The organism is Arthrobacter sp. MDB1-55, assembly GCF_059092925.1.
This window is the reverse complement of record NZ_JBNHID010000001.1, coordinates 802510-824011: the sequence shown is the minus strand read 5'-3', so window position 1 is coordinate 824011 and position 21502 is coordinate 802510. Positions and strand designations below refer to the sequence as shown.

Annotated in this window: 20 protein-coding genes; 10 read left to right on the top strand and 10 right to left on the bottom strand. The window is 64.1% G+C overall.

What is annotated here, in order from left to right; translation table 11 throughout:
• The first annotated feature begins 4 nt into the window (after positions 1 to 4).
• The 4 genes from AC5RU3_RS03970 to AC5RU3_RS03955 are packed head-to-tail and all read left to right on the top strand — an operon-like array spanning position 5 to position 5734.
• A complete protein-coding gene (locus tag AC5RU3_RS03970; protein ID WP_309071581.1) occupies positions 5 to 3160 on the top strand; it encodes an efflux RND transporter permease subunit in 3156 nt (1051 codons plus the stop codon).
• Between the two features lie 9 nt (positions 3161 to 3169).
• On the top strand, positions 3170 to 4132 hold the full coding sequence (locus AC5RU3_RS03965; protein ID WP_309071580.1) for a DMT family transporter: 963 nt from the start codon (positions 3170 to 3172) through the stop codon (positions 4130 to 4132).
• A 47-nt stretch (positions 4133 to 4179) separates the two neighbouring features.
• The gene (locus AC5RU3_RS03960; protein WP_309124182.1) at positions 4180 to 5262 is read left to right on the top strand and encodes an LLM class flavin-dependent oxidoreductase; all 1083 of its coding nucleotides are present in this window, start codon (positions 4180 to 4182) and stop codon (positions 5260 to 5262) included.
• Complete coding sequence (locus tag AC5RU3_RS03955) at positions 5255 to 5734, top strand: MarR family winged helix-turn-helix transcriptional regulator (protein WP_309071578.1); 480 nt, start codon at positions 5255 to 5257, stop codon at positions 5732 to 5734. Before AC5RU3_RS03960 ends, AC5RU3_RS03955 begins: the two co-directional genes overlap by 8 nt.
• 29 nt (positions 5735 to 5763) lie before the next feature.
• Here the strand turns inward: AC5RU3_RS03955 and AC5RU3_RS03950 are convergent, their stop codons facing one another.
• Complete coding sequence (locus AC5RU3_RS03950; protein WP_309124181.1) at positions 5764 to 6567, bottom strand: transglutaminase-like domain-containing protein; 804 nt, start codon at positions 6565 to 6567, stop codon at positions 5764 to 5766.
• Between the two features lie 92 nt (positions 6568 to 6659).
• Between AC5RU3_RS03950 and AC5RU3_RS03945 the strand changes: the two genes are divergently transcribed.
• A complete protein-coding gene (locus AC5RU3_RS03945; protein ID WP_309124180.1) occupies positions 6660 to 7586 on the top strand; it encodes an oxidoreductase in 927 nt (308 codons plus the stop codon).
• A 158-nt stretch (positions 7587 to 7744) separates the two neighbouring features.
• Positions 7745 to 7936, top strand: a complete 192-nt coding sequence (locus AC5RU3_RS03940) for a DUF2795 domain-containing protein (protein ID WP_309071575.1) — start codon at positions 7745 to 7747, stop codon at positions 7934 to 7936.
• Positions 7937 to 7970: 34 nt separating this feature from the next.
• On the opposite strand, the gene AC5RU3_RS03935 is transcribed toward AC5RU3_RS03940, so the two are convergent.
• Positions 7971 to 8786, bottom strand: coding sequence for a hypothetical protein (locus AC5RU3_RS03935; protein WP_493964902.1), 816 nt, complete (start codon positions 8784 to 8786; stop codon positions 7971 to 7973).
• Between the two features lie 96 nt (positions 8787 to 8882).
• Here AC5RU3_RS03935 and AC5RU3_RS03930 point away from each other — a divergent pair, with 96 nt between their 5' ends.
• On the top strand, positions 8883 to 9839 hold the full coding sequence (locus AC5RU3_RS03930) for an alpha/beta fold hydrolase (RefSeq protein WP_309071573.1): 957 nt from the start codon (positions 8883 to 8885) through the stop codon (positions 9837 to 9839).
• Here the strand turns inward: AC5RU3_RS03930 and AC5RU3_RS03925 are convergent.
• From AC5RU3_RS03925 to AC5RU3_RS03905, 5 genes are all read right to left on the bottom strand, one after another.
• Positions 9732 to 10880 (bottom strand): cysteine desulfurase family protein, encoded by a 1149-nt coding sequence (locus AC5RU3_RS03925; protein WP_493964901.1) that lies wholly within the window; start codon positions 10878 to 10880, stop codon positions 9732 to 9734. The two genes, AC5RU3_RS03930 and AC5RU3_RS03925, sit on opposite strands and share 108 nt — an antisense overlap.
• Positions 10877 to 11803, bottom strand: a complete 927-nt coding sequence (gene nadC / locus AC5RU3_RS03920; protein WP_309071571.1) for a carboxylating nicotinate-nucleotide diphosphorylase — start codon at positions 11801 to 11803, stop codon at positions 10877 to 10879. The genes AC5RU3_RS03925 and nadC overlap by 4 nt, the downstream gene beginning before the upstream one ends.
• The gene (nadB, locus tag AC5RU3_RS03915) at positions 11800 to 13341 is read right to left on the bottom strand and encodes an L-aspartate oxidase (RefSeq protein ID WP_309124176.1); all 1542 of its coding nucleotides are present in this window, start codon (positions 13339 to 13341) and stop codon (positions 11800 to 11802) included. Before nadB ends, nadC begins: the two co-directional genes overlap by 4 nt.
• Positions 13338 to 14642, bottom strand: a complete 1305-nt coding sequence (nadA, locus tag AC5RU3_RS03910) for a quinolinate synthase NadA (RefSeq protein WP_309071104.1) — start codon at positions 14640 to 14642, stop codon at positions 13338 to 13340. Before nadA ends, nadB begins: the two co-directional genes overlap by 4 nt.
• 63 nt (positions 14643 to 14705) lie before the next feature.
• Positions 14706 to 15428 (bottom strand): NUDIX hydrolase, encoded by a 723-nt coding sequence (locus AC5RU3_RS03905; protein WP_493964900.1) that lies wholly within the window; start codon positions 15426 to 15428, stop codon positions 14706 to 14708.
• Positions 15429 to 15820: 392 nt separating this feature from the next.
• Between AC5RU3_RS03905 and AC5RU3_RS03900 the strand changes: the two genes are divergently transcribed.
• Together AC5RU3_RS03900 and AC5RU3_RS03895 are read left to right on the top strand one after the other, a co-directional pair.
• Positions 15821 to 16621 (top strand): alpha/beta fold hydrolase, encoded by an 801-nt coding sequence (locus AC5RU3_RS03900; RefSeq protein ID WP_493964899.1) that lies wholly within the window; start codon positions 15821 to 15823, stop codon positions 16619 to 16621.
• Between the two features lie 138 nt (positions 16622 to 16759).
• A complete protein-coding gene (locus tag AC5RU3_RS03895) occupies positions 16760 to 17725 on the top strand; it encodes a serine/threonine-protein kinase (protein WP_493964898.1) in 966 nt (321 codons plus the stop codon).
• Positions 17726 to 17845: 120 nt separating this feature from the next.
• On the opposite strand, the gene AC5RU3_RS03890 is transcribed toward AC5RU3_RS03895, so the two are convergent.
• Positions 17846 to 18034, bottom strand: a complete 189-nt coding sequence (locus tag AC5RU3_RS03890) for a hypothetical protein (protein ID WP_493964897.1) — start codon at positions 18032 to 18034, stop codon at positions 17846 to 17848.
• A gap of 134 nt (positions 18035 to 18168) precedes the next feature.
• Positions 18169 to 19044, bottom strand: a complete 876-nt coding sequence (locus AC5RU3_RS03885) for a DNA-formamidopyrimidine glycosylase family protein (protein ID WP_493964896.1) — start codon at positions 19042 to 19044, stop codon at positions 18169 to 18171.
• Between the two features lie 142 nt (positions 19045 to 19186).
• Between AC5RU3_RS03885 and AC5RU3_RS03880 the strand changes: the two genes are divergently transcribed.
• A complete protein-coding gene (locus AC5RU3_RS03880) occupies positions 19187 to 19858 on the top strand; it encodes a TetR/AcrR family transcriptional regulator (RefSeq protein WP_309071098.1) in 672 nt (223 codons plus the stop codon).
• Positions 19859 to 20081: 223 nt separating this feature from the next.
• Here AC5RU3_RS03880 and AC5RU3_RS03875 read toward each other — a convergent pair whose 3' ends face one another.
• Complete coding sequence (locus tag AC5RU3_RS03875) at positions 20082 to 21419, bottom strand: MFS transporter (protein WP_309071097.1); 1338 nt, start codon at positions 21417 to 21419, stop codon at positions 20082 to 20084.
• Positions 21420 to 21502: the final 83 nt, after the last annotated feature.

The window sequence follows — 21502 nt, the reverse complement described above, 5'->3', positions numbered from 1 at the left end:
ACCAATGTTCCGTTTGGCGCAGCTTTCCCTGGGGAATCGCGCACTGATCGCTCTGATCACCGTCTTCGCGGCGGTGTTCGGGGTGATCACCATGGGCTCCCTCAAGCAGGAGCTCATCCCCTCACTGGAGTTCCCCCAGGTCACCGTGGTGTCCTCCCTGCCCGGCGCCAGCCCTGAGTACCTGGACAAGCAGGTGAGCGAGCCCCTGGAAAGCGCGCTGAGCGGTGTGGAGGGGCTGGAGTCGTCATCGGCGACGTCCCGCAACGGCGTTTCAACGGTCAGCCTTATGTTCGCCTACGGCACCGACCTTGACCGGGCACGCGCCCAGGTGGACCGAGCCATTTCCACGGTCCGTCCTGTCCTCCCCGAGGAGGTCGAGCCCCAGTCCCTGGCCGGCAGCATCAATGACCTGCCCGTGGTGTTCATGGCAGTGTCCTCGGATCAGCCGCTCAGCACGTTGGGCGAGGAACTTGCACGGCTGACCGTGCCGCGGCTGCAGAAGGTTGAAGGCGTCCGCAGCGCTGAGATCACCGGCGGCGCGGAACAGCACATCTCCATCCTGCCGCGGGACGGCGATCTTGCCGAGCGTGGAGTCGCCGTCGGTGACATCGTGGACGCACTGGAGAACAACGGCGAGCTGTTCCCCATCGGCACGCTTGAAGAGGGCGAACGCTCCCTCACCATCCAGGCCGGGAGTCCGGTCGAGTCCCTCGACGACATCCGGAACCTTCCCATCCTGACTTCGGAGCGGGTGGACGGCGTTGCACCGGCGGAGGCCGCAACCATCGGTGAGGTTGCGGAAGTGGCCATAGCCGACGACGACGCCACCTCCATCACCCGGACCAACGGCGTTGAGACACTCGCACTGACCGTTACTAAGGTCCCTTCCGCCGACACCGTCACGCTCTCCAACGCCGTGACTGCCCTGATTCCCGAGCTTGAAGCTGAACTGGGCGACGGAGCGAGTATCACGGTCATCTTCGACCAGGCTCCGTTCATTGAGCGGTCCATCGCCGACCTCACCACGGAAGGACTGCTGGGACTTGGCTTCGCCGTCGTCGTTATTCTGGTGTTCCTGCTCTCGGCACGCTCCACGCTGGTCACGGCCGTGTCCATCCCGCTGTCACTGCTGATCACGTTCATCGGACTGGCGGCCACGGGCTACTCACTCAACATCCTGACGCTGGGTGCGCTGACCATCGCCATCGGCCGTGTGGTTGACGATTCGATCGTCGTCATCGAAAACATCAAGCGGCACCTGAGCTATGGGGAGGACAAGCGAACGGCTATTCTCACCGCCATCCGCGAGGTGGCCGGGGCGATCACCGCCTCTACCCTGACCACGGTGGCGGTCTTCGCGCCCATCGCCTTTGTCGGCGACCTCGCTGGCGAGCTTTTCCGTCCATTCGCGCTGACCGTCACCATCGCACTGTTGGCCTCACTGGCAGTGTCGTTGACCATCGTCCCGGTGCTGGCCTACTGGTTCCTGCCGCGCGCCACCCGCTCCTCTGATGGAATGGACCCCAAGACGGCCGCCGCAAGGCAACGGCACCTGGCCGAGGAGAAGGAGCAACGGTCCTGGCTGCAGCGCGGATACCTTCCGGTCCTGCGTGTCACGCAACGCCACCCGGTGTGGACCGTCGTAGCGGGTGTCCTTGTGCTTGCCGGAACCGTGGCACTGGTGCCCTTCATGCAGACGAACCTGCTCGGCAACTCCGGTCAGAACAGCTTCAGCATTTCCCAGCGCCAGCAACCGGGATCCAGTGTGGAGAACACCGTAGCGGAGGCCGGGCGCGTGGAGGAGGTCCTGTCCCGGTTCGAGGAGATCCGCGACGTTCAGGTAACCGTGGGCAACGCTCCGGGAGCGCTCGGCGCACGATTCTCAGCCGGAGCTTCCACCGCTCAGTTCACGGTGACCACCGAGGAGGACGCGGACCAGCAACAACTCCAGAATGACGTCCGCGCCGCGCTCAATGAACTCGAAGACGCGGGAAACATTTCCCTATCCAGCCAACAGGGCGGCTTCGGCACCTCCAGCACCGTGGACATCGACATCACCGCGCCGGAGCCGGACATTCTGGCCGAGGCCAGTGACGCCGTCGTCGGCGCTCTGGAGGGGGTACCGGGAGCGCGGGACATTACGTCCAACCTGGCATCCGCACAGCCACAGATCCAGGTGAGTGTGGACCGCGCCGCGGCAGTACGCGCGGGTCTCACCGAAGGGCAGATCGGCGCGTTGCTGGGAGGCAACATCAGCGCCATCCCCGGTGGCTCGGTCCGTCTGGAGGCCACCGACTATCCCATCCTCATCGGGGAAGGGACCGAGATCACCGGCATCGACCAACTGCGCAATCTCTCGGTTCCGACTCCTGCCGGACCGGTACCGCTGACGGACGTGGCGACGGTCGAGGAAGTGCAGGTTCCCCTCACGATCACCAGTTCCAACGGTGAACGTACGGCACAGATTTCCATCACGCCCTCGGAAGACAACCTGGGTGCGCTCACCGCTGCGGTGACCGAGCGGCTGGACGGGGTGACGCTTCCCGCCGGTGCGACGGCCACACTGGGCGGTGCGTCCGAGCAGCAGGCGGAGTCGTTCGGGCAGCTTTTCCTCGCACTCTGGGCGGCGGTGGCAATCGTTTACGTGATCATGGTCGCCACCTTCAAGAGCCTCATCCAGCCGCTGATCCTGCTCGTTTCGGTTCCGTTCGCGGCCACCGGAGCGATTGCGCTGCTGGTGGTCACCGGGATCCCGCTGGGACTGCCTTCGCTGATCGGCATGCTGATGCTGGTGGGCATCGTGGTGACAAACGCAATCGTCCTGATCGACCTTATCAACCAGTATCGACGCCCGCATGATGGTTCGCCCGGGCTCGGCGTTGCGGACGCAATCACCCGTGGAGCCCGGCAACGGTTGCGTCCGATCCTGATGACTGCGCTGGCAACGGTGTTCGCCCTGACCCCGATGGCACTCGGCCTGACAGGGGAAGGCGGGTTTATCTCGCAGCCGCTCGCCGTCGTCGTCATCGGTGGCCTGGTCTCCTCGACCCTGCTGACCCTGGTTCTGGTTCCGGTGCTGTACCGGCTGGTGGAGGGCCGGCGCGAAACCCCGACCATGATGGCTGAAACCCGCGAGTCGGAACTCTCCCTGCAGCGCTAGAGTCGGTGCATGAATCCACCGTCCACTCTTGGCCTTGTGCTGCGCTTCGCCTTCCTCGCTCTGGCCTGGGGATGCAGCTTCCTGTTCATCAAGGTGGCGTTGGAGGGGCTTTCACCCAGTCAGGTGGTTCTGGGTCGGCTGCTGATCGGTGCGCTGACCCTGGGCCTGGTGGTCTGGGGCGGCAAGGTACCCCTTCCGCGCGGACTCAAGGTCTGGGGGCACCTTTTCGTCCTCGGGGCGTTTCTCTGTGTAGTCCCCTTCACCCTGTTTGCGGCTGCGGAGACCATGATCTCGTCCGGGCTGGCCAGCATTTACAACGCAACGACGCCGCTGCTCACCGCACTGGTTGCGATCCTCGCCTTGCCCGGCGAGCGGCTGACACGCCGTGCAGCGGGCGGACTGGCGCTCGGATTCCTGGGAGTCCTGGTGGTGGTCGGCCTGCCGGTCGGCGCGCCAACGAGCGGCGGCGGGGAACTGGCCGGGCAGCTGATGTGCCTTGGTGCCACGGCGTGTTATGGCATCGGATTCGTCTGGATCCGCCGCTTCATCAGCCCGCTTGGCCTGCCGGCGGCGTCAGTGGCGTTTGTCCAGGTAGGGCTGGGGGCCGTCGTCGCGCTTGTGCTGGCTCCCTTCACCGCGCTACAGCCGGTAGTTCTGGAGCTACCCGTAGTACTGTCCATCCTTGCTCTCGGTGCGCTGAGTACGGGGCTCGCCTACATCTGGAACACCGAGATCGTCACCGGTTGGGGCGCGACGAGCGCGTCCTCAGTCACCTACCTCACTCCTGTCGTTGGAGTGATCGCCGGTGTTCTGGTGCTGGGGGAAACCTTCAGCTGGAACCAACCGCTTGGCGGAGCGCTTGTCGTTCTCGGGGTTGTGCTGACCAAGCTGCGGCGCCGACGCCCGACCAGGGATGCACGCCCGGCCAGCCCCGATGTTCAGCGGGAACAAATGCGTAAAGGGCGTGGTTAGGCAGTACAGTAGATGCAAATGCATGTACTTCTAGGAGGAGGAATCCCATGCAACTCGGTATCTTCAGCGTCGGCGATGTAACGGTTGACCCCACCACCAACACTGCTCCCACTGAGCACGAACGCATCAAGGCAATGGTCACCATTGCGAAGCACGCCGAGGACGTCGGCCTTGATGTCTTTGCAACCGGTGAACACCACAACCGGCCGTTCGTACCCAGCTCCCCCACCACCATGCTCGGTTACGTCGCGGCGCAGACCTCGCGGATCATCCTCTCGACCTCCACCACGCTGATCACCACCAATGACCCGGTCAAGATCGCCGAGGACTACGCCATGCTCCAGCATCTTGCTGACGGCCGGGTGGACCTCATTCTGGGACGTGGAAACACCGCGCCGGTCTATCCCTGGTTCGGCAAGAACCCGCAGGACAGCGTTGACCTCACGGTCGAGAACTACCATCTGCTGCGCCGGCTCTGGGACGAGGACGTCGTGACGTGGGAGGGCAAGCACCGCACCCCCCTGCATAACTTCACCTCCACTCCCCGCCCGCTCGACGGCGTTGCCCCCTTTGTCTGGCACGGTTCCATCCGCACTCCGCAGGTCGCCGAGATCGCCGCCTACTACGGAGACGGCTATTTTGCGAACAACATCTTCTGGCCCAAGGAGCACTACCAGCAGCTCATTTCGCTCTACCGTGAGCGGTATGCGCACTACGGCCATGGCACGCCCGAGCAGGCGATCGTCGGACTGGGCGGGCAGTTCTTCATCCGGCCCAAGTCGCAGGACGCCGTCAACGAGTTCCGGCCCTACTTCGACAACGCGCCGGTGTACGGCCACGGGCCCTCCCTCGAGGACTTCACGTCCCAGACGCCGCTGACCGTGGGCAGCCCGCAGGAGCTGATCGACAAGACTCTGACCTTCCGCGAGTTCTTCGGCGATTACCAGCGCCAGCTGTTCCTCGTCGACCATGCCGGGCTGCCGCTCAAGACGGTACTGGAGCAGCTTGACCTGTTTGGATCAGACGTCCTGCCCACGCTGCGCAAGGAATTCGCCGAGCGCACGCCTGCCAACGTTCCCGCTCCCCCGACGTTCGAGAACCGGAAGGCTGCGGTGCCTGCCAATGCCTGAGACACCGGCCACACCGCTGCGCCTCACCGCTGACGCCTGGGAGTCCCTCTTCCGGGCACAGGTCGCGGTGATGCGGCGACTGCGGAGGGACCCGTCTTTTTCGAACCTCGCGATCGGCGAATACGACGTGCTGTTCAACCTCAGCCGCTGCCCCACCGGCTGGACCCGCCTCAACGAGCTCAACAGCCACCTCCTGATCAGCCAGCCGAGCCTCAGCCGGATGGCGGAACGGCTGGAATCCAAGGGCCTCATTCAGCGCAAGCAGGCACCCGACGATCAGCGGGGCGTGCTGCTTGCACTTACCGATGAAGGCCGGCGACTGCAGCGGGAGATCGGTGCGGCACACGTACGCACCATTCACGGCCTGCTCGGTCCGTTGCTGGACGAGGCCGAGATGGAGCAACTGCTGGCCCTGACCGCGAAAATCAGGGCCGGCCTCGAGAACGACGACGGCGCGCACGGGTCGAGGTGACCGCCTCTTCCGGCCTCCGTGCGGATGCGCTACCGGAGACGGACGAGGGAAGCGCCGTCGTCGTCGTGCAGGGTGTCCACCGTGGCGGTGACCTCAAGGGTGTCCAGTGTGAGGCTCCCGCCGACCGTCGACAGGAAGGCCGTGTCCGAGGCGTCCCGGCCCGTTGCTATGCGCAGCAGGTTGGTCCTCGGCGCGAGGCCGGTTGCATCGATGACATGCCAGGCGCCGTCCGCCCACGCCTCCACGACAGCGTGGAAGTCCATCGGCGTCAGGCCGGGCGCGTAAACCGACACAAGCCGGGCGGGAACATCTTTGGCCCTCAGCAGTGCGATCGCCAGATGAGCGTAGTCGCGGCAGACTCCGCGCCGCGCCAGCAGCGTGTCAGTCGCGCCGTCGGTATGGCGCGAGGAGCCGGAAACATAGCTGAGATTTCCGCTCACCCATTCCCGCACTGCGGACAGCAGTTCGCTGCCCTGCAGAGACCCGAACAAAGCGTACGAGGTCGGCAGCAACCGGTCCGATTCGCAGTAACGGCTGGGGCGCACGTAACGGACGAGGTCGGCGTCGTCCTTCTCGGGCTCGTCAGCAACGCCGGACACCTCGGCGCGATAGTTCAGTTCAAGGTTCGCGGGTTGCTCAAGCGTCAGCGTGTGGAGGATTCCGCCGTGGACGTCAGCGACGGGGGTGAGTGCCACCGGTTCGCCGTCGGCAGTCACTTCCAGGACTTCATCGACTGCGGAATAACCGGAATTGCGGGCAACCGCCACAGAGAAGGCCATGGAGGTCGAGGCCCGCGTCCGGGCGGTCAGCTTGGCCGTAACCAATCGGTTCATTCCTGGTAGCTCCTCGCGGCTGTTGATGAGCGATGAATGGTGCCGGTCTGTAACACTGGCTGTAACACGGTACGACGAGAAAGGTACACGTTGTGAATCGCTCTTCCGCGGAAAGTTCCGGAGAACATCGCTTGGACGGGCTGACCGCCGTCGTTACCGGGGCCAACAGCGGGCTGGGGCTGCAGACCGCAATCGGCCTGGCCCGGCGTGGTGCAGCGGTGGTTCTGGCGTGCCGCAGCGAGGAGCGGGGTGCGGCTGCTCTTCGGATCGCCCGGGAGGCGACAGGGAGCGCATCCCTCACAGTGAGGCCGCTCGACCTCGGGAATCTTGAATCTGTGCGATCGTTCAGCCGTGACTGGACCGGACCGCTGGATCTTCTGGTGAACAATGCCGGAGTCATGGCGACGCCGTTGAAACGGACGGCGGACGGCTTCGAACAGCAATTCGGCATCAATCATCTCGGGCATTTCGCCCTGACCGGCCTGCTCCTGGATGCCCTCCGCCGGTCGGACGCTGCCAGGGTGGTCACGGTATCTTCGCTTGCTCATCGTCGCGGACGGATTCACTTCGACGACCTGAATGCGCGCTCCAGGTACCGGCCGTGGAAGGCCTACAGCCAGAGCAAGCTCGCCAATCTGCTGTTCACCATGGAACTGGACCGCCGTCTGCGGGCAGTCGGGTGGCCAGTCATCGCCGTCGCCGCCCACCCGGGGCTTTCGACGACGAACCTGACCGCCGGGATGCGCGGGGCGGCCGTCCTGGACCTGATGGGTGGCTTCTTCCGGGTCATGGGCCAGTCGGATGTTGAGGGCGCGAAACCCATTCTGTTGGCCGCCACCGGCCCGCAAGTGCACGGCGGGGACTATTACGGTCCGGATGGACCGGGGGAAACCCGTGGAAAGCCTGTCCTGGTTGCGCCGGCGCCCTCTGTACTCGATGAGGAGGTCTCCGCGCGACTGTGGTCAGTCAGCGAAGAGCTCACGGGAGTGAGCTTCGCCGGGCTTCCGGCGGTGGGGTGACACCCCGGACGGCATCTGCCATCGAACCCTTGAACAGAACGGAATGGTAACCATACTGTTGGTTCTGGATTCCAAGCGACCGCCGACCTTGTGCCGGTCTCAGTCGGGAGCAGCGAAGCCATCCGGAATACCGAGCAGAGCTAGCGAAAGGGAAGACCATGGCCGATTCTCCGAGCCCGATCGACATCCAGAAAGCCCTCGGCGGCGTCAGCTATCCTGCGAAGAAGGATGACCTGGTCAGCAACGCGGAGAGCTCCGGCGCGGACGACACCGTGCTCGAAGCGCTGAGGGGCATCGCTGACAAGGAGTATGAGTCGCCGGCAGAGGTCAGCAAAGCCGTCTCCAAGTAGCAGACTCCCGAGACCGATTGAGCCCCGCCCGGGTTTAGCTCGCGACCTGTAGCGACATGATCATCCGGCGAATCTGGTCAAAGCCCTTCTGGCCGAACCGTTTCTGCGCTTCGGCGATAGTCGCGAATGATTCTGTCCGTGAGCCGACCTGGGTGGGGTCCAAGGCACGCAACTCGGTTGCGTCCCCGAAGGAATAAAGCCCGATGTGCTCGGGCCCCTGCACAGTGTTCTTGAGCACGCACGCTGCACCGTCCGCCCCACCGACCACATCGGTCAGCCCATATGAACTGAAAAACCTGAAACCCTGCGCGAGCCGCACCACGAAACGCGGCGCGATGGACCCCTCTGCTTCGGCGGTCGAGGGGATGTCAACGGGTTCACTGCTCAACACAACATACGGGCTTGCGGCATCAGGGGCGCATTCCTCGGACACCGGCGTGATGCGTGTGTGCAATTGAGCCAGCCTCTGTCCTTCGGCGTTCGACACCTCAAAGTGCAACCCACCCTCATCGAACCCTTCCCCGGGGTCTTCGATCGTCTCGACAGTCCAGCCTTCCAGCAGCTCAAAGCTGACCAGCCGCTGCTCATCCGTGAAGACGGTCCAGCCGTCGCCCGGCGCTGGGCGTTCCGGGAGCATGGGCAATGGAACCGGGGTTTCACTGGGGGTCGCGGAAGCCCCACCTTCAGTAGTTGCACCGACGGAAGGACTGGCGGGCGGGCGATCGCCGATGACAAGGTCGTCACAGCCGGTGATCGACGCGGCGGCCACGGTCAGGAGCACCGCGCTGCTCAGAAGACGAAACCCCGCACTTCGTGCCATCGCGAGTCGTGCCATGCCGGATCTTGCCATGCCGAATCCTCTCCGATACTTTCCTGCCTCCCACTCTATGCAGTGAGGAAGATCACGAGGAGACATCCGCATCGGGCGCGGCTGAGAATTCCTAGTGTGAAGCGTTCGATCAGCACCTCCCTCGGCACGGCGGTGGTCCGTGTGCTGCCGGCTATGTCACCCGCCACACCGGGTCAGAAGGCACCGCCGTGGGTTTTCCTGCACGGTGCTTCCGGCTCGTGGCGAACTTTCCGGGCTCAAATGAACCAACCTCATTCGAGGTTCGACCTGGTCTTTCTCGACTTGCCGGGTTGGGGCGATTCCGAAGTTTCCGGAACATTCGCCGTGCACCAACAGAGCCGCGCGGTGGTCGAAGTATTGACGTCCCTCGGCTACCGGTCCTGGTACCTCTTCGGCCATTCCATGGGAGCCGTGCTGGCACTGGACATCGCGGCGTCGTGCCCCGCTGAAACGCACGCCGTCCTCGCCCTCTCCCCCACCGCGTTGACCGCACAGACCGCCCTGAGTCAACCCTTCCGCCATCCAGCAATGGCGCCGTTTGTCGGAATGTACGTGCTGATGGTGCTGCTGCGGGCGTTCGGGCGTCAATCGTCCGTGCTGCTTCGACACGTCGAGCGTCTCGGCCTGCTGCGTCTGATCCTCAGCCCGCTGTTCGCCCGCCCTTTCAGCCTGCGGCGCCAGGTGTTCGAAGACCTCGCAATCGACGCACGGCCGGCATCATTCATCGCGGCGTCGAGCGCCTTGCGGAAGTACGACGCCGGCATCTGGCGATCGATCGCAACGCCGACCGTTCTCGCGCGGGGAAGCAAGGACATCTTCACCCGTCCGGCCGAATTGCACGCACTCGCCGCCCTTCTGCCGCACGCCCACGCGGTGGTGCTGGCCGACGCCGGACACTTCGCACACCTGGAGGACCCGGCAGCTGTCTCCGGTTTGCTGTCGCGTCTACGCCCGGCTTCCGATTCCCTGAACGGTTCTGACGGACGAGACAACAGCACGAGCAGCGAGCGCGATCTCGGCGTCACTCGTCGCAGCGGTCCAGGAAAGCCGTAGCGCTGTCTGGGCGACCTCAGCCTCCAGGCCCATCGCAAGCAGGACAGCAGAGGGTTCGCTGGCGCCGGCCGCGCACGCCGACCCGCTGGAAGACACAACGCCGGCTCGCTCCAGCTCAAGCAGGATTGCCTCACCGCTGGCACCGGGGAAGCAGAACGAGGCGATGTTCGGCAACCGCTGTGTCGGGTGCCCGGTCAGCACCGCCCCATCCACGCCTTCGAGCACAGTTCGGACCAGGTGGTCCCGGCGGGCCACGGAAGCAGCAGAGTGTTCGGTCCGCGCCTGATGCGCCAGCCGCAAGGCGGTAGCAATGGCCACTGCGCCGGCAACATTTTCGGTCCCCGACCGCCGTCCCCGTTCCTGCCCACCGCCATGGACCAGCGGCTCAAGCGGCAGTCGCGAGCGGACATACAGGAAACCGCACCCTTTCGGTGCGCCGAGCTTGTGGCCGGAGATGCTCATGGCATCCACGCCCAGTTCGGTTGTATCCAGCGGCAGCCAACCGGCCGCCTGCACCGCATCGGTGTGGAAGGGCACTCCCTGTTCATGGCACATTGAGGCCAGGGAGGCAAGAGGTTGAACGGTGCCTACCTCGTTGTTGGCGTACATGATGGTGCACAGCGTGGTCTCCGGATCGAGCGCCTCACGGAGTGCCTCTTCTCTGACCAGACCCTCGGACGTCACCGGGAGGAGCGTGATGCGGAAACCATGCAACCGCTTCAGGTAGTCCAGCGTTTCGATGACGGCGGGATGCTCAATCGCCGACGCAAGGATATGCCGCCCTTTGGGACGTGCCAGGGCAATCCCCTTGATCGCCAGGTTGTCCGCCTCAGTGCCGCCCGAGGTGAAGACGACGTCGGCCGGCTTACAGTTCAGCTCCGTGGCCACCAGAGTGCGCGCGTACCCGAGGACCCGCGCAGCCGACTCTCCGACCGTGTGGTGGCTGGACGGGTTTCCGTACTCGCTGGTGAGCAGGGGCCACATTGCTTCGAGAACCTCCCGGCGCACCGGGGTGGTCGCTGCAGCGTCGAGGTAGATCATCGCACGCCCTCCGACGAACTCCGCCCACCACGGCGGCCTGAATCAGCAGTGCCGTCAATGTGGATGTCCAGGCCGAGATCAAGCGCCCGCACACTGTGCGTCAGCGCTCCGGACGAGATGATGTCGACGCCGGTGCGCGCGATGGCTCCGACGGTTTCCAACCGCACATTGCCGCTGGCCTCCACCAGCGCGCGCCCTGCTATCTGCTTCACTCCGGCTGCCAGGTCATCGAGGCTGAAGTTGTCTAGCATGATGGTGTCGACGCCCGCTGCAAGCACCGGTTCGATCTGGTCGAGCCGGTCGACTTCGACCTCGAAGTGGACCGTGTGCGGCAGCCTGCGTCGGGCTTCGCGCAAAGCGTCGGTCAGGTCGACGGTACCCCCCTGCGTCAGGACGGCGAGGTGATTGTCCTTCGCCATGACCGCGTCGGAGAGGCTGAACCGGTGATTTGATGCACCGCCGCAGCGCACTGCATGCCGCTCAAGGACGCGCAGTCCCGGCGTCGTTTTCCGCGTATCCACGACGCGGGCACCGGTTCCGGCGACCTCAGCGACGAACCGTGCCGTGAGCGTAGCAATGCCGCTCAGCCGCTGGGCGAGGTTAAGCGCCACGCGCTCTGCAGTGAGTACCGAGCGAGCCGGCCCGGACACGAAGGCCAGCACAGCGCCGACGTCGAACACGTCGCCGTCCCGGACCTCAAACCTCACCTCAATCTGCGGATCAGTGAGGCGCATGGCTGCCTCAACGACCTGTTCTCCGCAGAACACGCCGGACTCGCGCGCCACAACGGCGGCCTCGGCACGCGCGTCTGACGGAATAAGCGTCTGCGAGGTCACGTCTCCCCACGGAGCATCTTCAGCGAGCGCAGCGGAAACAATGCGGTCGACGTCGGCCGTTGACGGCTTAGGCGGGGCGTACTTCACGAGGGTCTCCTCAGAATAATGGGGTTGCCCGGTTCGGCAGATGTGCCGGGAAAATCGGACCGATAGTGCGCTCCACGCGATTCCTCCCGTGAGAGCGCCGCCGAGGCGATGAGCCGGGAACAGAGCAGGAGGTTGGCGGTTTCCCGCTGCGCAAGCGACGAGCCCGTCGATCGCCATTCCGCCAGCTGCTTGGAGGCAACGCGGAGGCCGGCCTCGTCCCGCAGAACGGAGACGTGCTCGGACATGATGCGCCGTACATCGTTCCGGTCTGCCTCAAGCGGCCCGGGCGCCAGGTCCAATGCCGGTGCCTTGACGGCAGGCCACGTCCCGGGTCCGGTGGCGATCGCTTCCGCTGCGCGGGCGCCGAAGACCAGTCCCTCCAGCAGCGAGTTGGATGCGAGCCGGTTTGCACCGTGCACCCCTGTTCTCGCGACCTCCCCCACCGCATACAGACCGGGTAGCGATGTTCGCCCACGGGAGTCACTGAGCACTCCGCCCATCCAGTAATGCGCGGCGGGAACCACGGGCAGCCACTCGCGCGCCCAGTCAAAGCCCGCCTGCCGCGTCACCGCGGTCAAGGTGGGGAATCGGCGGGCAAGGAAATCGGCTCCGAGGCCCGTTGCGTCGAGATACACCTCCACCCCTCCGGTTCGAGCCAGGTGCAGCCCGATGCTTCGCGAAACGACGTCCCGGGGCGCAAGCTCACCGGCCGGGTGATAGTCGGTCATGAACCGCCGCCCGGAGCTGTCCCTGAGCACCGCGCCTTCCCCCCGGACGGCCTCCGAGATCAGCGGATGTCCGGCAACGTTCAGGGAGGTCGGGTGAAACTGGAAGAACTCGAGATCGGCGAGCGCGGCACCCGCGCGCCAGGCAGCAGCAACGCCGTCGCCCGTGGCTACTGACGGATTGGTGCTGTGCTGGAACAGTCCTCCTGCACCGCCGGTGGCGAGTACGACGGCGTCAGCTGACACCGTTTCCAGTCCACCATCGTGAAGTACGACGACGCCTGTCACCTGACCGCCCGTGGTAACCAGGTCTGCGGCGAAGGCGTGTTCGCGCAACGTGATGCCGGGATCCTGCCGGGCGGCGCGGATCAGCGGGGCCGCGATGCCGGCACCGGTGGCGTCTCCGCCGATATGAAGGATGCGGGAAGCGGCGTGGGCAGCTTCCCGGCCAACTGCCAGATTCCCATCGGGAGCACGGTCGAACGAGGCGCCAAGATCGGCCAGCCTGCCGATCGCCGGCGCCGCCTCTGAACACAGCAGGCGTACGGCAGCTTCGTCACAGAGCCCGGCGCCTGCAGCGAGGGTGTCGGCGACGTGCTGGTCGACGCTGTCCACATCGGGGACCGCAGCTGCGGAAAGTCCGTGGGTGGAGGTGGAGAGTACCGCCGCGATCCCGCCCTGCGCGTACCAGGTGTTGCTTTCTGCAAGGGTGCCTTTCGCCAGAACTGTGACGTGCACGTCCGATTGCCGACGCAACTCCAGCGCCGTGTACAGGCCGGCTATTCCGCTGCCGACCACCAGGACATGGGTCATGGCTTGGCCGCCAGCATCCGTTCCAGCGCTACGCGGGCGTGGGCCGCAACGTCCGCTTCGACAACGATCTGGTTCCGCACTTCCCCGGCCACAAGGCCCTCAAGCACCCAGGCGAGATACCCCGGGTGGATCCGGTACATCGTTGAGCACGGGCAGATGACCGGGTCCAGGCAGAAAATGGTGTGTTGCGGGAACTCAGCCGCGAGCCGATTCACCATGTTGATTTCCGTGCCCACCGCGAAGGTGCCGCCCGGTGCTGCTGCGGCGATGGCCTTGCGGATGTAGTCGGTGGAGCCGGCCTCATCCGCCGCATCGACGACGGGCATCGGGCACTCCGGGTGCACGATGACCCTGACGCCCGGGTACTCCGCCCGCGCCTTCTCGATCTGGTTGACCGTGAACCGCTTGTGGACCGAGCAGAACCCGTGCCAGAGGATCACGCGTGAATCTACGAGCTCCTGTTCCGAGTTGCCGCCGAGCACTTTGCGGGGGTTCCACATGGGCATCTCATTCAGCGACACGCCCATAGCCTTCGCCGTATTGCGGCCCAGGTGCTGGTCAGGGAAGAAGAGGACTCTCTGGCCCCGTTCGAAGGCCCACTGGAGCACCGTCGCCGCGTTCGAGGAGGTGCAGACTATGCCGCCGTTGCGCCCGCAGAAGGCCTTCAGCGCCGCCGAAGAATTCATGTAGGTGACGGGGATGACGGGCTGGCGGCCGGCGTCGTCGGGCTCTGTTCCGAAAAGTTCCTCCAGCTGTTCCCAGCAGTCCGCCACCGAGTCTGCATCCGCCATGTCGGCCATTGAGCAGCCGGCCGCGAGGTTGGGCAGGATTACGCTCTGCTCGGGCTTGGAGAGGATGTCAGCTGTCTCAGCCATGAAGTGAACACCGCAGAACACGATCGCTTCAGCGTCGGGACGCGTTAACGCGGCGTTGGCCAGCTGGAACGAGTCACCCACGAAGTCGGCGTGTTTGACCACCTCATCGCGCTGGTAGAAGTGGCCCAGAATGACCAGGCGATTCCCCAACGTTTCTTTGGCAGCGAGAATACGTGCTTCAAGCTCGGCGTCGTCGGCAAGCCTGTACTCCTCGGGCAGGGCACCCTGACGGGGTGTCGCCGCCGGAGCGGTGTCCAGCATGGAGGCTCCCGGTCCATAATCGGGGCCCTGGTCGGGTGTAGCCGGCATGTCGAACTCCCATGGTCCACGGGCGAGGTCCGGACTGCAGGTGCTGCCCTGGGTTGCTGCTGACCGCTCAGCGTCCTCGCGCGTCAGAAGCTGGATGGCGGTGTTGATGCTTGTCATGGGACTCTCCCTGGTGGAAACGGGCTCGAGCGAGCCGGTGATACTCGGTGGGTTGGTATTGAGTTACGGTGCGTCGGAGGGCTGTGGCTGCCGGGGTCCGCCGGTCGGCACGGGACCCGCATAGCGGTAGAGCCGCGGTGGACGATGGCGGGTGCCCGTGAGGTACTCCTCTGTGGGCTCGATCTGCGGGGTGGCACGCAGCTGGCGTCGAAAGTTCGCCGGGTCCAGTTCCTTGTCCAGGACTGCCTCGTACACCTCACGGACCTGGGCAAGAGTGAAGCGCTCGCCCAGAAAGTGATAGGCGATGGAGCCGTACTCCATCTTGTTGCGCAGCCGCCACAACGCATAGTCGACGATCTCGTTGTGATCGAAGGCAAGCCGCTCCAGCTTGTCGGCGCGGAACCACCTCACATTTTCCGACTCGCGGGTCAGTGCCGCCTCGTCCGGCTGGACCAGCGCCCAGTAGACGATGGAAACGAGCCTCTGCCCGACCGACCGGTGCAGACCTCCGAATGCGTACAGCTGCTCGAGGTACTTCGGGGCCAGGCCTGTGGTCTCGAGAAGATTGCGCGAGGCTGCGTCCTGGAGCGATTCAGAGTGCGCCAGCGGTCCGCCCGGGAGCGCCCACTGGCCAAGGTACGGCTGACGGATGCGCCGCACGAGCGGCAGCCACAGGGTCGGGCGGCCGGAAGCCTCGCTGGGGCGTAGCCCGAAGATCACAGTAGAAATAGCCAACGACGGCGGCTGTTGGCTCCGTTCGGATACGTTCGCCGAGGCGATGGTCACCCTGCACCTCCTTTCAGCTGGACTCCAGTCGGTGCGGTACGCGCAGTACATACTGCAACGCGCCCGCTGCGTACAGTCAGGTGGTTTTGCAGCTACTTATAGTCACATTGACTATAAGTCATTCTAAACCGCCGTCCGGCATGAGACGAATCGGCATGACCGGTGGTCGCCCTTACAGGGAAAACCTGAACGTTACGTGCGAGCCGTGCGCCCCGATTTGCGTCCGGACAGGAGCGGTGACTAAAGTCACACGGGTTGGCCACTGCTGGCCGGGCGGCGGAGATCTGTTCAATGGAGCACAGTTCTCTGCCGCATTTTTCTTTTCCGGAACGGTCCGTTCGCAGGACGCTAAAGTCTTGGCAGGGCGGCAGCAAGGAAAACCAGGAGGGCACATGGGACGTCACAGCGATCATCTGGTCGAGGGAACGAATCCGGGACTGAGCGTCGTTGTTCACGAGGCGCCCTCCACACCCGCGTCGAGGCCGGTCCTGCTCCTCCACGGATTTGCCTCCTCCGCCAAGCTCAACTGGGAAGATTCGGGATGGGTCCGCGCGCTGACCGACGCGGGCCGCAGGGTCATCACCGTGGATCTGCCCGGGCACGGGTCGAGCACCGCGCCGGAGGACATGGACTCATACTCCCCCAGCCGCATTCGGGCAGATCTGCTGCAAATTCTGCTTGATGCGCACGTTCAGCCGCTTGACAGCAACCGGCCGGGAAGCGGCGTGGACATCATCGGATACTCGCTCGGTTCACGCCTCGCCTGGGAATTCGGCGCAACGCAGCCGGAACTGGTGCACCGGATGGTGCTCGGCGGACCGGGAAGCGGGGACCCGCTGGCTGCCTTCGACCTCGCGGCTGCGCAGCGCTTCCTGACGGATGGAACTCCGATCCAGGACGAGTCCACCGACGGCCTGTTGCGGATGGCGCGCCTTGTTCCCACAAACGACGTCTTCGCATTACTCACCATGGTGGAAGCCATCAAGCGCGAGCCCTTCGTGCCGGCTGACGCGGTGCCACACATGCCCCTACTCCTGGTAGCCGGAGACCAGGACGAGCGCGCAAGCACGCTGCCTGAGTTGGCGGAGCTGAGCGGTCAAGCGGAGATCCTGTGGCTGCCCGGCCGCACTCACACCAACGCTGTCACGGCCAGGGCTTTCAAGAGCGCCGCCATCGACTTCCTCAAAGCGTAACAATTGCCAAACTTTTGATCTCTGGCATAGTGCGCGGTCTTTCGCACTGCCCGGAACAGGGTAGAATAATCGAGGTGATCAGCATGCTTATCACCTGCTCTTCACCCTCATTCTTTCTTTCTTCCCCGGAGGTCTCACGTGGATGAACTCCTGGCCGAGCGGTACCAACCCATCGAGTTGATTGGTACCGGCGGCGCAGCATCGGTGTTTCGGGCACTGGACCGGAACCTCGGCCGGGACGTGGCAGTCAAGGTCTTCAACCCCACTACTTCAGATGACGACGATTACCGGCGGCAGCACACGGAAACGATGCTTCTGTCCACCCTGAACCACCCCGGACTGGTCACCCTTCATGACGCCGGCCTCCAGGAGGACGGCACAGGCAAGACCACCAGCTTTCTCGTAATGGAACTGGTTGACGGCCTTGATCTGCGTAAGTTGCTGAAGGCGGGTCCGCTGCCTTCTGAACACGTTGCTCAGCTGGGGGCAGACCTTGCTGACGCGCTCGCGTACATCCACGCCCAGGGTGTGATCCACCGCGATGTAAAACCTGCAAACATTCTCATGTACCACTCGGGAGAGCACGAAACGCGCCTCTACCCGAAGCTCACGGACTTCGGTATTGCCCGCATGGTGGAAGCAACTCATTCCACTGCTCACGGCGCCACGATCGGCACGGCCAACTACCTCAGTCCGGAGCAAGCCGAGGGCACGACCGTGGAACCGCGTAGCGACATCTACTCGCTCGGTCTCGTCCTCCTGGAATGTCTGACCGGAGAGAAGGCGTTCCCCGGCCCCATAGTGGAGGCGGCCGTCGCCCGCCTGCTGCGCGACCCCGAGGTTCCCGATTCCCTCGGCCCCGACTGGGTCAATCTTCTGACACGCATGACTGCACGAAATGCGCAGGATCGTCCTGACGCCCATGAGGTGGCCGTCGCGCTGCGTGCGCTGGGGTCCGACAAGGACGACGAAGGATCCCTGACGCTCAACCTGCCGGCGGGCAACGGCATGCAGATGGACACTCCTGATGTAATCACTGGCGGAGTCACAACCGGGAATGTTCACATCCCCGAACCCCCGTCACGGGCTCCCTCACTCGGGTAACCGGAGTCCCAACAGCTGCTCATAGTGAGCTACCGATGCTGTTAATGAGTTACGGACCCGCAGCACCTTGAATGCTGCAGGTCCGTAACTCATTGAGACGTCATGGCACCGTTTGGGCCGCTAGCCGACCGTGCCGTCGCCGCTTTCGGAGTCCTTCTCGGGATCTTCCTCGGGTTCAAAACTGCTCGGTTCCTCAGTGGTCGTGATCCCAACTCCGTCCTCGGTGTTGGGGATGGTTCCCTCCGGTTCCGTGCTGCTGGAATCCTTGCCCTGCGCGTCCTGGTCGCGATCGCCTGAATCACTTGTCATGATGACCTCCTCGGTTCGAACCGGATTCTTACCCTTTCGATCCTAGGGGCACCGCTGGAGCTGCAAAAGGACCGCGCCGATCTCGCCGTCGCTTTCGTTGCCCCATAAGTCCAGGTGGGGCGCACTCTGAGCGGTTACTTGAGAAACTTGGAAGTTCGTCGGTCGGCGAGCGGCTTGCCGCCTGTCTGGCAGGTGGGACAGTACTGAAGAGCCGAATCGGCAAACGAGACTTCGCGGACAGTGTCGCCGCACACAGGGCATTCCTGCCCTGTTCGTCCGTGAACCTTCATCTCGCGCCGCTTGGCATCCTTGAGCTCCTTGGCGGGCTTGCCGGCTGCCGCTGTGATTGCTGTCCCCAGAACCGAGTGCATTGCCGTGTGCAATGTGATCAATTGTTCCTCGCCGAGATTGGTTGCCAGGGCAAAAGGTGAGAGCCGGGCGGCATGAAGTATTTCATCGCTATAGGCATTGCCTATGCCGGCAATGAAGGACTGGTCCCGCAAGAGCCCTTTGATCTGGCTGCGGTGGCCGCGCAGCATCTCCAGGAACGTTTCCAGCCCGACATCGAGCGCTTCAGGACCAAGCCTGCTGAGCCCCGGGACCTCAGCCACGTCGCGGACGAGGTACGCCGCCGCTGACTTCTTTGTTCCCGCCTCTGTGAGGTCGAAACCGTAACCTTCAGGTTTGGCGCATCGTAGCCGGAGTGCGATGGGACCCTTGCCCGGACGCAGGGCGGTGTCCGGAATGGAGTCAGACCACCTCAGCCACCCGGCACGGGCCAGGTGCATCACGAGGTGAACGCCCTCCAGACTCAGGATGAGGAACTTCCCCCGCCTGTCCACGTCGGTGAACGTCATCGATGAGATGGTCGCCAGTGGCACCTCAGCCGTCTTGAGCACGGCGAAGGATCCGAGCTGAACGTCACGCACGCGAGCAGGGGCACCCTTCACAGGCGTCAGTTTGCTGGCCAGGAACTGTGCGAGCCCCTGGACCTCAGGCATCTCCGGCATGGCACTACGGTAACAGCGGAGACTCCGGAAGGGGCTGCGACGACTACTGTTCGTTTTCCATGCCCCCGCCGCTCCGGTCTTCCATTACCGTGGAGGGAGGCAAGGCGTTTGCTCCCCGTCGGGAAGGAATCAGGAACAAGTGATGGTCAGCGTAACCGGCCCGGCCCGTCGGTCCGCCGGCAGGCCACTGAACAGGATCCTCTCGCAGGAAGCGATCACCCGGGCGGCTCTTACGCTTATCGAAACCCGCGGGTATGAGGGCCTCACCATGTCCTCCCTCGCCCGCGCCCTGAAGGTAGCGCCGTCGTCGTTATATAACCATGTGGAGTCCAAGGGCGACGTTCTCATTCTGCTGCAGGACCACGTCATGACTCAGGTGGACGTGTCAGGGTTCGAAACAGAACCATGGGAACAGGCCATCCGCCGGTTCGCGTGGTCCTACCGCGACGTCTTTACCCGCCACACACCCCTGATTCCCGTAATCGCTGTCCTTCCGGTGAGCGGCGCTCCGCAGACCTTGGCCGTCTATGAGGCCGTCACGCGTGGGTTCGAGCGAGCCGCGTGGCCGGAACCGCTGATTGTTCCAGCGATCATCGCGCTGGAATCCTTCATTTTCGGGTCCGCGTTCGATGCGACAGCGCCGGAGACCATCTTCGAGTCGGGGCAGCTGGCAGGGCACTACCCGCGGTTCACCGCTGCGGTGTCAGCGCTGAAGGACAACGCGGACCGGCGGCAGGCCGATGTCGCTTTTGGGATGGGCCTCGACGCGCTCATTCTTGGTCTTCAGGCGCGGGCTGCGGAACACCCGAGCTAGGCGAAGCTACCGGATAGTGGGCTCTGCACATGGGAAAGGCCGGCTCTCCAGGGCTGGGGGAACCCTTGGCGAGCCGGCCATTCTTCGTACCGAACCCGTCAGTCCGGCGGCAGGCCCCTCGTACAAGGCCCGTCTTGGCAATCAGTGTATGCGGGACTCCGGGCGGGGGCCATGGGGAGAACTACCCATGGCCCTACCCACCGCACCGGTCTTCGAGACGTCGCTACTTCGCCTCTGTGTGGTTCTCGGCCACACGCAGCGGCACGCCGAGTGTCTCCTTCACCATGGTCACGCCCACGAAGGAAATGACGCACAACACCATGATGTAGATGCCGATGGAGATCGACGATCCGGTGCCTGTCAGGAGCGCTTCTGCAATCAGCGGGGCGAAAGCACCGCCCAGGATGGCGCCGAGGGCATAACCGATTCCAATGCCTGAGTAGCGGACATTGGCCGGGAACATCTCGGCATACATCGCGGACATGGGTCCGTAGGACAGGCCAAGACCGATGGTCAGTACGAACAGCGCCACACCGTAGGCGAGGATGTTGCGGGTATCGATCATCATGAACAGCGGAATCATCCACAGGAACACCAGCGCGTAGCCGATCTGGAAGGTTCGAACCCGCCCGATCCGGTCGGACAGAATGCCGCCGTACATGGTGAAGATCAGCCAGCCGAAGGACGCCAGAAGGGTCGCGAACAGCACCGGCCCACCGGGCATGCCCAGGGTGCGCTGTGCGTATGCGGAGAAGAAAGCGATGAGGAGGTAGCCGGCCGCGTTGTTCGCAATGAAGATTGCCGCCGTCAGCACGACCTGCTTGGTGTTGTGCTTGAAGAGCAGCTTCAGCGGTACCGAAGATTCCAACTTGCGCTCGGTCATCTCCTTGAACACCGGGCTTTCGGCAACAGCCTTGCGGATGAAGTAGCCGACGACGATCAGGACCACCGAAAGCAGGAATGGAACGCGCCATCCCCAGGTCAGGAAGTCCTCTTCCGACATGGACGAACGCAGCATGAACAGCACCAGCGTTGCGAGGATCATGCCGACGGGTACACCGATTTGCGGGTACGCTCCCCAGAATCCACGCTTGTTGACCGGTGCGTGCTCCACCGCCATGAGTGCGGCGCCGCCCCACTCCCCTCCGGCGGAGAAGCCCTGGAGGATACGCAGCAGCATCAGCAGGATCGGCGCAGCGACGCCGATCTGGGCGTATGTGGGCAGCAGCCCTATGAGTGCGGTGGCGGAACCCATCATGACGAGGGTAAAGACGAGCATCGCCTTGCGTCCGATGCGGTCACCGAGGTGGCCGGCGACCACTGCCCCGAGTGGCCGGAAGAAGAAGCTGATGCCGATTGTGGCCCAGGAAACCAGCTGCGCGAGTCCCGGGCTGTCCTCGTTGAGGGGTGCGAAATACAGCTGTGCGAAGACCAGACCCGCAGCCTGCGCAAAGATGAAGAAGTCATACCATTCGATGGTGGTGCCAACCATGGTGCCTGCGACGACCTTGCGGTCCTCCCGAGACATTCGCTGCCGGGCAGCGGCCGTTGAAGACGTCATTGTTACTCCAAGTGGACGGAAAATGATTACCGACAGAACGTTCGGTAATGTGTCTCAGATCATACTCTCTAACACGAGGGCGA